Below are 14,208 nucleotides of genomic sequence, written 5' to 3' on the forward strand. Positions count from 1 at the left end.
GTGGCGCATCATGATGGTGTGATCGCGGTCCGGGCTGGTGGAGATCAGGTCGATCGGAACCCCTGTCACCTGCTCGATGCGCTCCAGATAGCGGCGTGCGTTCTGCGGCAATTTCGCATAGTCCGTCACGCCGACCGTGGACTCGCTCCAGCCCGGCAGCGTTTCGTAGATCGGCCGGCATCGGATGATGTCTTCGGCCCCCATGGGCGGCAAATCGATGCGCGCGCCATCGAGTTCGTAGCCGGTGCACAGCCGCAGTTCGGCCAGGCCATCGAGCACATCGAGCTTGGTGATGCAAAGACCGGACAGGCCGTTGACCTGTGCGCTGCGTTTGAGCAAGGCCGCATCGAACCAGCCACAGCGGCGGCTGCGGCCCGTGGTCACGCCTTTTTCGGCGCCGACCAGGCTCATGTGGTAGCCAGGCGTGCCTGGCACTTGCCAATCGAGTTCCGTCGGGAATGGTCCGCCACCCACTCTGGTGCAGTAGGCTTTGGTGATGCCCAGGATGTAGTGCAGCATGCCCGGCCCCACCCCCGATCCGGCTGCCGCGTTGCCGGCGACGCAGTTGCTCGAAGTGACATAGGGGTAGGTGCCGTGATCGACATCGAGCAAGGTGCCTTGCGCGCCTTCGAACAGCAGATTGATTCCGGCGCGGTGGGCTTCATTCAACTCCCGCGATACGTCGGCCATCATGGGTTTGAGCAGTTCTGCATGGCGCATGGCCTCGGCATGGACCACGTCGAACTGCACCTTGCCCGCTTCGATGTAGGGCTTGAGTGCAGCATCAAAAACGAAGGTCGCAGAACCCAGATAGGTGGTCAGCAGATGGTTGTGCAGGTCGAGCAGTTCACGCAATCGGGCGGCAAACCGCTCGGGGTGTTTCAAGTCCTGCACGCGCAGCGCACGCCGCGCGATCTTGTCTTCGTAGGCGGGGCCGATGCCACGCCCGGTGGTGCCGATTTTCTCGGCCCCGCCTTGTTCGCGGGCCGCTTCCCGCGCAATGTCGATGGCGGCATGGAAGGGCAGGATCAAGGGGCAGGCCTCGCTGATGCGCAGGCGCGAGCGCACCTCGACGCCGGCTTTTTCAAGGCCCTCGATTTCCTCGAACAGCTTGGCAGCGGACAGGACCACGCCGTTGCCGATGTAGCACTTGACCCCCGGGCGCATGATGCCGCTGGGAATCAGGTGCAGCGCCGTCTTGACCCCGTTGATCACCAAGGTGTGGCCGGCATTGTGCCCGCCTTGAAAACGGACCACGCCCTGCGCGCTCTGCGTCAGCCAATCGACCAGTTTGCCCTTGCCCTCGTCGCCCCACTGGGTACCGACCACCACCACGTTACGACCTTTGGTTGCTGTCATCCAGAGCCCCATTCAAATGACGATTACTCATTGCATTCCTAAAAATCATCCGTGCACTTCGTCGGCGTCGCTTGCCGTGCATTCGTACTGTCTGCGCCCCGCCTTCACTTTCACGAACGATTTGGAAATGGAATCAGACCGCTTGCACGACCCAGCGGCCCGAGACCTGCGCCAGTTCACGGTCACAGTGGAACTCATCGACTTCGCTCTCATGTCCTGGCAAGACGCAGACCACCGTTTCCCCTGCGGCACGCAGTTCGGCGATCGCAGCGTTCACATCGGCCGCTTCCCCCCAAGGGGCGCGAATGGCCGCTTTCAATGTCTGCGGTGGCACCACACCCACCACCTGCTTGATGTCCAGGCTCAGTCCGACCGCCGGGCGGTTGCGGCCAAACACCGCGCCCACTTCGTCATAGCGCCCACCGCGGACCAGTGCATCGCTGGCCCCACGGGCATAGATCGCAAAACGCGCACCGCTGTAGTAAGCGTAGCCGCGCAGATCCGCCAGGTCGAAGGTCACCTGGGCGCCTTCCAGGCGGGACGCCAACCATCTCAAATTGGCGAGCACTGGGGATATTCCATCGATCCGTTGGAGGGCTTTTTCGGCCTCGGCCAATACGGCCTCGTCGCCATAGAGCTGCAACAGGGCGAGCAGGGCGGCACGGGAATCGGCCGCAAAGCAGTGGGTCAGCGCGGCCAATTCCCCGGCATCCTTGGCCGCCAACGCGGCATGGATGCGGCTCAAGCGCTGCGGGCTGAGCGCGACACCGGCCAGCAGTTTGCGAACGATGCGCATATCCGCCAGATCGATCGTGGTGTCGCGCACACCGGCCACACGCAAACACTCCCTGGCCAATTGCAAGGCTTCGAGATCGGCCTCCAGCCCGGAATGCCCATAGATCTCGGCGCCGAACTGCAGCGGTTCACGGGTGGCATGGGGACGGTCAGGCCGGGTATGCAAAACAGGCCCGCAGTAGCACAGGCGCGTGACCCCTTTGCGATTGAGCAGATGGGCGTCGATGCGCGCGACTTGGGGCGTGGTATCGGCCCTGAGACCCAGCGAACGCCCGGAGAGTTGATCGACCAGTTTGAAGGTCTGCAGATCGAGCGCCTCGCCGGTGCCTGTCAGCAGCGACTCCAGGTGCTCCATCAAGGGTGGCATGACCAACTCATAGCCGTAACAACGGGCCGTATCGAGCAGCCCGCGACGCAATTCTTCGATGTGCCGGGCTTCGGACGGCAGGACATCGGCAATGTGATCCGGCAGGACCCAAGCAGACATGGACGGAACGGTGCGGCTGTTAAAACCCTGATTCTATCGGCACCATTGGGCGCTCCGATTCGGGGCGCGGCCCTGTGATGCCCCATCGAGGCCCATGCCCCAAGTCGCTCTTGGCCCAGGTGGGGCTGAAGGGCCCAAAGACGGCTGACATCGCGGTAGAAAACGGCGCCACCGCCCTGCGCAAGCCGGCGGCGACGGCGCGTTCGGGGGGCGGCTCAGGCAGCACAGGCGCTTGCGGAGCGGGGCGATCAGGCGCTGCTGATGGCGGTCATGGCGGTCGATGAGTTGCGCCTGGCAAAGGGGCCGGGCGTGCTGTCGGCCAAGATGCTGGCGGCCGTGTTGACGGCCTTGCAGGAGGTGTTGGGCGAGTGAGGCAACCGGTTTCACGCCGTGTTGACCGGGTACTTGCCAAACTGCGATTGCAGCGCCGGATAGAGCGCAACGAAGCGGGCGTAGCGTTCGGCCAGCAGTGCTTGTTGTGCGGCCTGCGGGACAAAGCTGGCGTCTGCGGGCAGGCTCTGGCACCACTGCGCTTCATCTCCTCCACAGGCCATCGCAGCCAGGCGGGCCGCGCCCAGGGCTGCCGCAGCGTGGGCGCCCTGCGGGCGTTGCAGGGCGCACCCCAGGCCACTGGCGAGCAACTGCGCCCAGGGGTTGCTGCGGGCTCCGCCGCCGACCAGGGCCAAGGCCATGGCCGGTGCAGCGCCGGCACGGCCTGCGTGCACGGCATTGCCGGCCTGCGCGGCATGGCCTGTGGCCGGTGCGCCGCCGGTATCGGTCAGGCGCATGGCGTTCAGGCCATCCATCAGCCCGAAGCACACGCCCTCCATCACCGCGTAGGCCAGGTCGGTGGCCTCATGTTCGGCCCGCAGGCCCATGAAGACGCCGCTGGCTGCCGCGTCGTTGTGGGGCGTGCGCTCGCCACTGAGATAGGGCAAAAACAGCGGGGCCTGCGCTTGCCGCGCCTGCGCCATTGCCGCTACGGCAGCGGACAATCGGGCCTCGTCGCGCTGCCCGGTCAGGCGCGTGACCCAGCCGAACGCGCTGGCGGCGCTGAGCATCACCGACATCTGGTGCCAGCGCTGCGGCAGGGCATGGGCAAACGCATGCACGGCGCGCCCGGTGGCCGGGGCGAAGGCGTCGGTGACGCGAAACACCACGCCCGAGGTGCCCAGCGACACCAGGCCCTGGCCGGCAATGCGCGCGCCCACCCCGACGGCGCTGGCGGCGTTGTCGCCGGCGCCGGCGGCCAGCACCACGCCTTTTTGCACGCCTGCCGGAACGCCTGTTGCCAGCCCCCAGCGGCGTGCGATGTCGGCGCGCAGCACGCCGGTGGGCGCACTGCCTTCGGCCAGCGCCGGCATATGCGACAGGTTCAGGCCACAGGCCTGCAGCATGGCCTGGCTCCATGCCCGCGCGCCCACATCCAGCCACAGCGTGCCCGAGGCATCGGACAGGTCGCTCACCGCATCGCCCGTGAGTTGCAGGCGCAGCCAGTCTTTGGGCAGCAGCACGCGGCGGATCTGTGCGAAGACCGCCGGTTCATGCGTGCGCAGCCACAGCAGCTTGGGGGCGGTGAAGCCCGGCATCGCCAGGTTGCCGGTGATCTGCCGCGCTGCGGGCTCGATTTGCTCCAGTGCAGCGCATTCGGCGCTGGCCCGGCCATCGTTCCACAGGATGGCCGGGCGCAGCACCTGGCCCTGCGCATCCAGCACCACGGCGCCGTGCATCTGGCCCGACAGGCCGATGCCCCGCAACTGGCGCCATGCGGCCGGGGCCTGGGCGCGTAGCTGCGCCACTGCGCTTTCGACGGCGGCCATCCAGTCGGCGGGGTGCTGTTCGCTCCAGGTGGGTTGCGGGCGGTGCTGCGGCACGGCGGCGTCGGCCGTGGCCAGCACTTGCTGCTGCTCGTCGAGTAGCAAGAGTTTGACACCGGAGGTGCCCAGATCGATTCCGAGGTACATGGTGCTTCCTGTCATCTGCCGTGGCGCGCGCAGCGGGTGTGCTCCCCCGGCCTGGGACGCTGCGCCGCCGGTGTGGGGTCTGGCCGCCGGCGCCCCCGGGCGGGGCGCCGTTTCATTTCATCCCGAAGCGGCCTGTGCCCTGCTTGCGGTATTCGCTGGGTGTCATGCCCTTGATGTTCAGGAAACGGCGATTGAAATTGGCCATGTTGTTGAACCCCACGTCGTAGGCGATGCGGGTGATGTAGTGGTCCGTCTCCATCAGCAGTTGGCAGGCACGGTTCACGCGCACCAGGTTCACGAAGTCGGTGAAGCGGTTGCCGGTGGCGCGGCGAAAAAAGCGCGAGAAGCGGCTCTCGGTCATGCCCAGTTCCTGCGCCAGGTCGGCCGCCGAGAACGGTTCGGCCAGGTGGTCGGTGATGCGGCTGACGATGGCGTTGATCTGGTCGAGCTCGGCGTCGTTGTCCTCGCTTTGCAGTTGCGTGCTCGATAGCAGGCGAAAGTCGGTGCTGTGGGCCAGTTCGCTCATGAGGCCGCAGAACGCGGCAAACCGGGCCAGCCCCTGGCGCGCCTTGATGCGCTGCCAGTGCTGCGCCGCCTGCGCCTGCAGGCCAAAGAATTCGACGCCGTGGCGCGCGCGCTCGAGCAGCGGCAGCAGTTCGCGCAGTTCGGGGATGGTTTCGCAACTGGCCGCTATCGGGGCGTGCTGGAACTGTATGACCAGGTCGCGCTCGGGTACGCCGCCTTCGGGCAGGTCCATGCTGATCCAGTTGTGCGGCAGGCGCGGCCCGGTCAGCACCAGATGGCCGGGCTGGAACTGCCCGATCCAGTCGCCCACGAAGACCTTGCCCGAAGTGGCCGTGATCAGGTGCAGTTCGTACTCGTCGTGGTAGTGCCAGCGCGCCAGCGGTGTCGGAAAGCCATGCGACAGGCATCGGATGAAGCCTGCCGCCTCGGGCGGCTCGTATCCCAGCTCCGTCGAGCGCGTGTAGTCGTGCTCCAGTTCGGGCCGGGTCTGGCGTGGCAGGGCGGGCATGGCCATCAGCGCTGCGGCTCAGGACATCACGTTGCCGCCATCGACGTTCAATGTCTGTGCGGTGACGTAGCGCGCCTCGTCGCTGGCCAGGAACACTGCTGCGCCGCAGATGTCGTCGGGCGCGCCCATGCGGCCCAGAGGCACGGCGGCGCCCACCTGGCGTTTCTTTGCGCCCGGGGGCAGGTTTTCGTATTTGGCAAACAATGCGTCGACCTGCTCCCACATCGGGGTGGCGATGACGCCGGGCGCGATGGCGTTGACGCGAATGCCGTGCGGCGCCATGGCCAGGGCCGCGCTTTGCGTGTAGCTGATGATGGCGGCCTTGGATGCGCAGTAATGCGCCACCAGCGCCTCGCCGCGCCGCCCGGCCTGCGAGGCCATGTTGATCACGGCCCCGCCCTGCACGCGGTGCTCCAGCATATGGGCCAGCAGCTTTTGCATCACGAAGAAGGCACCCTTGACGTTGACGGCAAAGAGCTTGTCGTACATGGCCTCGGTGCTTTCGAGCAGCGGCGCCATGTCGAAGATGGCGGCGTTGTTGAACAATGTGCTGACCGGGCCGAACCGCCTGGCGGCGGCGCTGATCAGGGCTTGCACCTGGTCTGTTTGCGTGATGTCGGTGCGCTGGTACTGCAGCGCGTCGGGGTGCTGCCCGAGCAAGGCCTGCAGTGGCGGCGCGGGGTGCTCGGCCAGGTCGGCCACGGTGCAGCGCGCGCCCTGCTGCAGGTAAGCCTGCGCCACGGCCAGGCCCATGCCGCCGGCAGCGCCGGTCAGCAAGGCATGCTTGCCCTGAAGGCGCTGCGGGTTCGTCGTTGTCATCGGGCTCATGCGGAGTGCTCCTGGGTAAAACGGTTCACGCGCTGCCGGGCGCCGTGCAGGGCCTGCGCCAGGCGCGGGTCGTCCGCCAGATCGCCCCACAGCACGCGGTTGGCGGCGAAGGCGGCCACCGGGTCGGCTGCCGCGCAGATGGCGTGGGCGGCGTCGCTGTCCATGGCCTGGTCTTGGTAGGGGTACGGAATCTGCCCCGTGTGCCAGCGCTGCAGATAGGCCAGGAACAGCGCCGGCAGCATGGCCACGCTGGCGATGCCTTGGCCGCGTGCCAGCCGCTCGCCGATGGTGGGCGCGATAAAGCCGGGGATTTTGCTGAAGCCGTCCATCGCCACGCGCTGGTTGGTGTCGGCGATGGCCGGGTTGGCAAAGCGCTCGAGCACCACGTCGCGGTAGGCGGCCAAATCCAGTGGGCTGGGGCTGAGCACCGGGATGGTGTCGTCGGTCACGTAGTCGAACATCATCTGGCGGATCGCGGGGTGCTGCGTGCCTTCATGGATGAAGCGATAGCCCAGCAGCGTGCCGGCCCAGGCAATGCCGCTGTGCGTGGCGTTGAGCAGGCGGATCTTGGCTTCTTCGTAGGGTGCCACCGATTCGACCAGTTCCACGCCCACGCGCTCCCATGCCGGGCGGCCATTGGCAAAACGGTCTTCGATGACCCATTGGATGAAACTCTCGCCCATCAGCGCCGCCGGGTCGTTGCGGCCCGTGGCCTGGCGCACGCGCTCTACCACCTCGGGGGTGGGCCGGGGGGTGATGCGGTCGACCATGGCGTTGGGGCTGCTGGTGTGGGCGGCGATCCATGCGGCCAGCGCGGTGTCACCCAGCGCGTTCACGAATTGCAGCAGGCCGCTGCGCGCGCGCTCGCCGTTGTGGCGCAGGTTGTCGCAGTTGAGCAGCGTCACGGCCCCTGCGCCAGCCTTGCTGCGCGCGCGCAGCAAGGTGGTGAGCGCGCCATAGATGGTGCTGCCGGCGCCACCGTGGCGCAGCGCCTGCAGGTCGTTGTGCAGGTCGGGGGCGCCGGCCCAGTTGAGTTGATGGCGGCTGTCCAGGTAGTAGCCGGCCTCGGTCACGGTGAACGAGATGATGCGCGTGCCCGGCTGTACTGCCAGGGCCACCAGTCCGGCCAGATCCGGGGTGTAGGGCAGCACCGTGCGGATGGATTCGACCCAGGTGTAGCTGCGCTCGCCCCGGGCACTGACCGTCTCCAGCGTGTAAGCGCCATGTTGGGCCTGCAGTGCGGCGATGCTGTCTTGCATGTCGGGGCGCAGGTTGCCGCCGGCCAGCACCCAGCGACGCTCGCCCAGCGCGTGCAGTCGGTGCAGATACAGCGCCTGGTGCGCGCGGTGAAAAGAGCCCAGCCCGAGGTGCAGGATGGTCAAGGGGTGAATGTCAGTGGTCATGGCAGTCCAGGCAAGGGTGGCAGGAAGGTCAATGCGCATGGCGCGCCGCTGGCACCACGCGCCCGGTGCTGTCAAACCAGTGGGCCTGCCCGATGGCGATGTCCAGCGCCACCGGGTGGCCCGGCTGCAGCGCCGTGCGCTCGCTCTGGCGTGCCACCACCTGGGCGCCCTGTGCGGTGCGCAGGTAGATCAGCGTCTCGGCGCCCAGCGCTTCTATCAGTTCCACCTGGCCGCCGAGCGCAGCAGCGCCCTGTCCGAAGGCGCCCCCCGGATGCCCGGCCGGATGCACCGCCAGGCATTCGGGCCGCAGCCCGACCGCGCCCCCCACGGCCGCCGCCGGGCATTGCTGCTGCATGACGGGGGGCAGTTGCTCGTAAGGCAGCATGTTCATCTGCGGCGTGCCGATGAACTGCGCGACGAACCGGTTGGCGGGCTGGTCGTACAGCGTCAGCGGCGTGCCGACCTGTTCGATCTGCCCGTCGCGCAGCACCACCACGCGGTCGGCCAGCGTCATGGCCTCGACCTGGTCGTGCGTGACGTAGATGGTGGTGGCGCCCAGGTCGCGGTGCAGCTTGGCGATCTCCACGCGGGTCTGGCCGCGCAGCGCTGCGTCGAGGTTGGACAGCGGCTCGTCGAACAGGAACACCTTGGGCGCACGCACGATGGCGCGGCCGATGGCCACCCGCTGGCGCTGCCCGCCCGAGAGTTCCCGGGGCCGGCGCTGCAGGTAGCTGCCCAGGTTCAGGATGGCGGCGGCGCGCTCGACCTTGGTGCGGATGATGGCCGGATCGGCTTTGGCCAGTTGCAGCGCAAAGCTCATGTTCTGGTACACGCTCATGTGCGGGTACAGCGCATAGCTCTGGAACACCATCGCCAGGTCGCGCCGGCTGGAGGGCCGGTCGGTGATGTCGCTGCCATCGAGCAGCAGCGTGCCGCCGTCGACGCGCTCGAGCCCGGCGATCAGGCGCAGCAAGGTGGATTTGCCGCAGCCCGAGGGGCCGACGAAGACGATGAATTCGCCTTGCGCGATGCTCAGATCGATGCCCTTGATGGCGTGATGCTCGCCGAAGAATTTTTCGATACCGCGCAATTGCAGATAGGCCATGGCGGGTGCTTCCTGGGTGGGTAACGACGGGGCAGGGGAGGGTGGTCGGCAACGGGCTGCTACTTGACGGCGCCAAAGGTCAGGCCCTGGACCAACTGCTTTTGGCTGAACCAGCCAAACACCACGATGGGCGCGATGGCCATCAGCGAGGCGGCAGACAGCTTGGCCCAGAACAGCCCCTCGGGGCTGGAGTACGAGGCGATCAGCGTGGCCAGCGTGCCGGCCTTGGCGGCGCTGAGGTTCAGGCTCCAGAAAGCCTCGTTCCAGGCCAGCACCAGGCACAACAGGCCCGTGGACGCCAGCCCGCCCATGCCCAGCGGCAGCAGCACCAGGCGCACTTCCTGCCACAGCGTGGCGCCGTCCATGCGGGCAGCCTCCAGAATCTCGTGCGGAATGTCCTTGAAGTGCGAATACAGCATCCAGACCATGATCGGCAGGTTGGACAGCGTAAACACGATGATCAGCGCCAGCCGGGTATCGAGCAACTGGCTCTTTTGGGCCAGCACATAGATCGGCACCAGAGCGCCCACGGCGGGCATCATCTTGGTCGAGAGCATCCACATCAGGATGTCCTTGGTGTAGCGGCCCTTGAAGAAAGCCATTGCGTAGGCCGCAGGGGCGGCCAGCAGCAGGCCCAGCAGCGTCGACAGCACGCTGGTGATGACCGAGTTGCCGGCGTACAGCAGGTAGTCGCTGCGCTCTTGCACTTCAAGGAAATTTTCCAGCGTCGGCGTGAACCACAGCAGCGGCGGCACCGAGATCGCCTGCAACTCGGTCTTGAAGGCCGTGAGCAGCAGCCAGCCCAGCGGGAAGAACAGCAGCAGCGCAGCCGCCCAGGCTGCTGCGGTGCGCAGGGCCAGCGGGCCCAGGGGAGGGGAGGAACGGCGTCGGGTGACAGTCATGGTGCAACTCATCGGTCGAGGTTTTTGCCCACCATGCGGATCAGGAACCAGGCAGCGACGTTGGCCAGCAGCACCGCGAACAGCGCGCCGGCCGAGGCCACGCCGGCATCGAAGTTGAGCAGGGCCTGCTTGAAGATCAAAAACGTCACGTTGGTGCTCGCATCGCCCGGGCCGCCGTTGGTGGTGGTGCTGATCTCGGCAAAGATGCCGAGCAGGAAAATCATCTCGATCATCACCACCACCGCCATCGAGCGCGCCAGATGCGGCATGTACAGGTAGCGCAGTTGCTGCAGGTAGTTGGCGCCATCCATGCGCGCGGCTTCGAGCTGCTCGTGGTTCATGCCCTGCAGCGCGGTCATGAAGATCAGCGTGGCAAACGGCAGCCATTGCCAGGCCACCATGATGATCACGGACAGCAGCGGGTAGTCGGTGAGCCAATCCACCGGCTGCGCGCCAAAGAACAGCCAGACCTGCGCCAGCACCCCGTAGATGGGGTTCATCATCATGTGCTTCCAGAGCAGGGCATTGACCGTGGGCATCACGAAAAAGGGCGCGATCAGCAGCAGCCGCACCAAAGACCGCCCCGGAAATGGCGCATCGGTCAACAGCGCCAGCGCCACGCCCAGCAGCACGGTGATGATGATCACGCTGCCGAGCAACAGCACCGTGTTCAGCACGGCCGCGCCGAACGATGGATCGGTCACGAAATACTCGAAGTTCTCCAACCCCACGAAGCCGGACTGCTCAGGCTGCAGCAGGTTGTAGCGGATGAACGAGAAGTAAATCGTCATCACCAGCGGCACGATCATCCACAGCAGCAGCGGGACCATCGCCGGTATCAGCAGCAAGCGGGCAAGCAAACGGTTCATGGCGAGGTATCTTTTCGGACAGGACGGCAATCAGGGGCCGGTGACTAGTGTCGCGTCACCGATCATCTGTCGGTCTGCGCTGGCCATCGAAGCGCATCGCGGCGTTGCATCGCTTGCCAATACGCTCGGTATTGGCTGCGCGATGCGCCTTGCGCTGCGTTCCGATGGCTGCGCGCAGCCTACGACATCTGATCGGTGACGCGACACTAGGCATCGGCACCGGTCACGGGTTCGTCGGATCACCGGTAGTAGCCCGCCTTCTTCATCTCACGCTCGGCCAGGGTCTGGCTGGCCTTCAGGGCCGCCTCGACCGTGCTCTTGCCAGCCAGCGCCGCGCTCATCTGCTGGCCCACAGCGATGCCGATGGCCTGGAATTCAGGAATGGCGGCAAACTGCACGCCGATATAGGGACTTTGGGGCAGCGTCGCGTCCGTGGGGTTGGCCGAATCGATGGCCATCTTTTCTGCGGCCGCAAAACGGGCCGCCTTCTGGAACTCGGCATTGGCATAGGTGCTCCGGCGCGTGCCGGTGGGCACATTGGCCCAGCCATTGGTTTTGGCCACCAGTTGCACATAGTCCTTGCTGGTCGACCAGGTGATGAACTTCTGCGCCGCGTCCACCTTCCGGGAACCTGCCGGAATCGCCAGATTCCACGACCACAGCCAGTTCGCGCCCTTGGGCGTGTGCATCGTCGGCGCCTGGGCAAAAGCCATTTGCCCGGCCACCTTCGACTGCCTGGCATCGCTGACGAACGAGGCGGCAATGGTGGCGTCGATCCAAATGCCGCATTTACCGGAATTGGTCAGCGCCAGGAGCTCGTTGAAACTGTTCGCCGACGAGCCGGGCGGGCCATGGTGCTTGAGCAGATCGACATAAAAGTGGATGGCCTCCTGCCAGGGCTTGGACTGAAGCTGCGGCTTCCACTGCATGTCGAACCATTGGCCGCCGAAGGTGTTCACCAGCGTGCTCAGAAAAGCCATGTTGTCGCCCCAGCCCGGCTTGCCGCGCAGGCAGATGCCGTACACGCCGTTTTTGGGGTCGTGGATCTTGGCCGCCAAATCCTTGATCTGCGGCCAGGTCGGACGCTCGGGCACCTGCACCCCCACCTTGTCGGCCAAGTCCTTGCGGTACATCAGCATCGAGCTTTCGCCGTAGAACGGGGCCGCGAACAGCTTGCCGTCGACCGACAGGCCCTGGCGTATCGCGGGCAACAGATCGTCGGCATCGTAGGCGGCGTCGGTCTTCAACGCCTGCAGCCAGCCCTTCTTGCCCCAGATCGGCGTCTCATACATGCCAATGGTCATCACATCGAACTGGCCGCCCTTGGTGGCGATATCGGTCGTCACGCGCTGGCGCAGCACACCCTCCTCCAGCGTGACCCACTTGAGCCGGATGTCAGGGTGGGCCTGCTCGAAGTGCTTGCCGAGCTTTTGCATCTCGATCATGTGGCCGTTGTTCACGGTGGCAATGACCAACTCGGTCTGCGCGCTGGCGCCAGCGCACAGCGACAAGCCCAGGGCGGTGACCCAAGCCCGTCGGCAAACTGCGACAGCACGGAAGGGATAGGGCATCGGAATGTCTCCTTGGGGGTATGGAATCTGCCGCTCGACGCCGGGCATCGATGGACTGCCCGAACGATACCGATGCTGACATGCCCGATTGGTACTCAAACAGCACCAATAGATACTTGTTTGCACCAGGTACCCGGGATTTATACCTAGACCGATCAATTGGATATCTGCATGGAAGCGCTCCGATGCAAGCCCATTGCATCCGGCGCAACGCCATCGGGTAGCCATCGATGAGCTATTGAAAACAGAGCGTAAAGCAAATGTGTTTCTTGCACCTGCGGCATATTTCATGCGCCATGCCCATCGAGCGCTGCCCCATGGCGCGGGCACGCACGGGATCGCGCGCGCATGCGCGGACAGCGCGCGCTCGCGCGCTCGCACGCTGTCCGCAGCGCGCACCGGGGCGCATAGAATCCGGCGATCGGCCTCGTGCCAATCCCCCTCCTTGCCCTGCGATCGGCCCTTTTGCTCCATGAACCAGTCCGCCCTTGCCCGCCCTGCGAGCACCCAGTGCGACAGCCCCGGGCGCGATCGGCCTGAGGCGCTCTTTCCCCCCACCCCGTACGAGGACTTGATGCGCCATGTATTCAGGCATGGCGTGCACAAGTCGGACCGCACCGGCACCGGCACCAAAAGCCTGTTCGGCCACCAGATGCGCTTTGATCTGCGCGGGGGCTTTCCGCTGGTCACCACGAAGAGAGTGCACCTCAAATCCATCATCGAAGAACTGCTGTGGTTCCTCGCCGGCTCGGGCAACAACCGCTGGCTGCAGCAGCGCGGTGTCAGCATTTGGGACGAATGGGCGCGCGCAGACGGCGATCTGGGCCCGGTGTACGGCGTGCAATGGCGCAGTTGGCCCCGACCCGATGGCGGGCATATCGACCAGATCGGTTCGGTCATCGCCACGCTCAAGACCAACCCCGACTCGCGCCGCATCATCGTCAGCGCCTGGAACGTGGCCGAACTCGACAAAATGGCCTTGCAGCCCTGCCACATACTCTTTCAGTTCTACGTGGCCCCGGCGCAGACGCCGGGCGGGCGCGGCACGCTCAGTTGCCAGCTCTACCAGCGCAGCGCCGACATCTTCCTGGGCCTGCCCTTCAACATCGCCAGCTACGCGCTGCTGACCCATATGGTGGCCCAGCAATGCGAGTTGGACGTGGGTGAGTTCATCTGGACCGGTGGCGACTGCCATATCTACGACAACCACCACGCTCAGGTGCAGACCCAACTGGCGCGCAGCCCCTACCCCTACCCGCAGTTGCGCATCAGGCGCCGGCCCGACAGCATCTTCGACTACCGCTACGAAGATTTCGAGGTGCTGGACTACCGATGCCACCCCGCGATCAAGGCGCCCGTGGCGGTCTGACCGGGTCATGCCGCTGCACCTGATCTACGCCCGCGCGGCCAACGGCGTCATCGGCAAGGACGGCCGCCTGCCCTGGCATCTGCCGCAGGACATGGCGCATTTCAGGCAACTCACCCAGGGTTGCAGCGTGATCATGGGCCGCAAGACCTGGGACTCGCTGCCCGCGCGCTTTCGCCCGCTGCCGGGCCGCAGCAACATCGTGGTGACGCGCCAAAGCGACTGGCATGCCGACGGCGCCCGGCGCGCAGCCAGCCTGGAGCAAGCCCTGGCGCTCTGCGATGCCCGCCAGACCGCCTGGGTGATCGGCGGCGCGCAACTGTATGCCCAAGCCCTGCCTCTGGCCGACTGCGTCGAGGTGACCGAGATCAACCAAGACTTCGACGGCGATGCCCACGCGCCCACACTGGGTGCCGAGTGGGTCGAGATCCGGCGCAGCCGCCAGCCCGATCAGCACGGGCTGGCTTTCAGTTTTGTGCGCTATGCGCGCGCGGGCTGACCACCTCCTGCCAGCACAGGGCCCCTG

The 14,208-nt window shown here is 66.0% G+C and carries 13 protein-coding genes (1 of these 13 cut by a window edge); 2 read left to right on the plus strand and 11 right to left on the minus strand.

Annotated features, from left to right (window positions below; genetic code table 11):
• From VEIS_RS15380 to VEIS_RS15425, 11 genes are all read right to left on the minus strand, one after another.
• On the minus strand, positions 1-1,359 hold the 5' portion of the coding sequence (locus tag VEIS_RS15380) for an adenylosuccinate synthase (protein ID WP_011810885.1). The gene continues 18 nt to the left of window position 1, outside the view; the window shows 1,359 of its 1,377 coding nt (coding positions 1-1,359); the start codon lies at positions 1,357-1,359; the stop codon falls past the left edge of the window.
• Positions 1,360-1,492: 133 nt separating this feature from the next.
• Positions 1,493-2,641 carry an ATP phosphoribosyltransferase regulatory subunit gene (locus tag VEIS_RS15385; protein ID WP_011810886.1) on the minus strand — a complete coding sequence of 383 codons (1,149 nt, stop codon included), beginning with the start codon at positions 2,639-2,641 and terminating at the stop codon, positions 1,493-1,495.
• Between the two features lie 383 nt (positions 2,642-3,024).
• A complete protein-coding gene (gene xylB / locus VEIS_RS15390) occupies positions 3,025-4,605 on the minus strand; it encodes a xylulokinase (protein WP_011810887.1) in 1,581 nt (526 codons plus the stop codon).
• A 112-nt stretch (positions 4,606-4,717) separates the two neighbouring features.
• The gene (locus tag VEIS_RS15395) at positions 4,718-5,644 is read right to left on the minus strand and encodes a helix-turn-helix domain-containing protein (RefSeq protein ID WP_011810888.1); all 927 of its coding nucleotides are present in this window, start codon (positions 5,642-5,644) and stop codon (positions 4,718-4,720) included.
• A gap of 12 nt (positions 5,645-5,656) precedes the next feature.
• On the minus strand, positions 5,657-6,457 hold the full coding sequence (locus tag VEIS_RS15400; protein ID WP_041950915.1) for an L-iditol 2-dehydrogenase: 801 nt from the start codon (positions 6,455-6,457) through the stop codon (positions 5,657-5,659).
• 5 nt (positions 6,458-6,462) lie between these two features.
• Positions 6,463-7,869, minus strand: a complete 1,407-nt coding sequence (gene dalD / locus VEIS_RS15405) for a D-arabinitol 4-dehydrogenase (RefSeq protein ID WP_011810890.1) — start codon at positions 7,867-7,869, stop codon at positions 6,463-6,465.
• A gap of 28 nt (positions 7,870-7,897) precedes the next feature.
• The gene (locus VEIS_RS15410) at positions 7,898-8,974 is read right to left on the minus strand and encodes an ABC transporter ATP-binding protein (protein WP_011810891.1); all 1,077 of its coding nucleotides are present in this window, start codon (positions 8,972-8,974) and stop codon (positions 7,898-7,900) included.
• 59 nt (positions 8,975-9,033) lie between these two features.
• Positions 9,034-9,876 carry a carbohydrate ABC transporter permease gene (locus tag VEIS_RS15415; RefSeq protein ID WP_011810892.1) on the minus strand — a complete coding sequence of 281 codons (843 nt, stop codon included), beginning with the start codon at positions 9,874-9,876 and terminating at the stop codon, positions 9,034-9,036.
• A gap of 8 nt (positions 9,877-9,884) precedes the next feature.
• Complete coding sequence (locus tag VEIS_RS15420; protein WP_011810893.1) at positions 9,885-10,745, minus strand: carbohydrate ABC transporter permease; 861 nt, start codon at positions 10,743-10,745, stop codon at positions 9,885-9,887.
• 30 nt (positions 10,746-10,775) lie between these two features.
• Positions 10,776-10,952: a hypothetical protein gene (locus VEIS_RS28870; protein WP_157048540.1), complete on the minus strand. Its 177-nt coding sequence runs from the start codon at positions 10,950-10,952 to the stop codon at positions 10,776-10,778.
• A gap of 32 nt (positions 10,953-10,984) precedes the next feature.
• Positions 10,985-12,316 carry an ABC transporter substrate-binding protein gene (locus VEIS_RS15425; RefSeq protein WP_011810894.1) on the minus strand — a complete coding sequence of 444 codons (1,332 nt, stop codon included), beginning with the start codon at positions 12,314-12,316 and terminating at the stop codon, positions 10,985-10,987.
• Positions 12,317-12,788: 472 nt separating this feature from the next.
• Here VEIS_RS15425 and VEIS_RS15430 point away from each other — a divergent pair, with 472 nt between their 5' ends.
• Together VEIS_RS15430 and VEIS_RS15435 are read left to right on the plus strand one after the other, a co-directional pair.
• Positions 12,789-13,685, plus strand: coding sequence for a thymidylate synthase (locus VEIS_RS15430; protein ID WP_011810895.1), 897 nt, complete (start codon positions 12,789-12,791; stop codon positions 13,683-13,685).
• Positions 13,686-13,692: 7 nt separating this feature from the next.
• Positions 13,693-14,181, plus strand: coding sequence for a dihydrofolate reductase (locus VEIS_RS15435; protein ID WP_011810896.1), 489 nt, complete (start codon positions 13,693-13,695; stop codon positions 14,179-14,181).
• The last annotated feature ends 27 nt before the right edge of the window (positions 14,182-14,208 follow it).

It is taken from the genome of Verminephrobacter eiseniae EF01-2 (genome assembly GCF_000015565.1).
Classification (GTDB): domain Bacteria; phylum Pseudomonadota; class Gammaproteobacteria; order Burkholderiales; family Burkholderiaceae_C; genus Acidovorax; species Acidovorax eiseniae.

Coding starts and splice junctions, on each gene's coding strand:
- VEIS_RS15385 (WP_011810886.1), bottom strand. CDS start 2,641: ATGTCTGCTTGGGTCCTGCCGGATCACATTGCCGATGTCCTGCCGTCC.
- xylB (WP_011810887.1), bottom strand. CDS start 4,605: ATGTACCTCGGAATCGATCTGGGCACCTCCGGTGTCAAACTCTTGCTA.
- VEIS_RS15395 (WP_011810888.1), bottom strand. CDS start 5,644: ATGGCCATGCCCGCCCTGCCACGCCAGACCCGGCCCGAACTGGAGCAC.
- VEIS_RS15400 (WP_041950915.1), bottom strand. CDS start 6,457: ATGACAACGACGAACCCGCAGCGCCTTCAGGGCAAGCATGCCTTGCTG.
- dalD (WP_011810890.1), bottom strand. CDS start 7,869: ATGACCACTGACATTCACCCCTTGACCATCCTGCACCTCGGGCTGGGC.
- VEIS_RS15410 (WP_011810891.1), bottom strand. CDS start 8,974: ATGGCCTATCTGCAATTGCGCGGTATCGAAAAATTCTTCGGCGAGCAT.
- VEIS_RS15415 (WP_011810892.1), bottom strand. CDS start 9,876: ATGACTGTCACCCGACGCCGTTCCTCCCCTCCCCTGGGCCCGCTGGCC.
- VEIS_RS15420 (WP_011810893.1), bottom strand. CDS start 10,745: ATGAACCGTTTGCTTGCCCGCTTGCTGCTGATACCGGCGATGGTCCCG.
- VEIS_RS15425 (WP_011810894.1), bottom strand. CDS start 12,316: ATGCCCTATCCCTTCCGTGCTGTCGCAGTTTGCCGACGGGCTTGGGTC.
- VEIS_RS15430 (WP_011810895.1), top strand. CDS start 12,789: ATGAACCAGTCCGCCCTTGCCCGCCCTGCGAGCACCCAGTGCGACAGC.
- VEIS_RS15435 (WP_011810896.1), top strand. CDS start 13,693: ATGCCGCTGCACCTGATCTACGCCCGCGCGGCCAACGGCGTCATCGGC.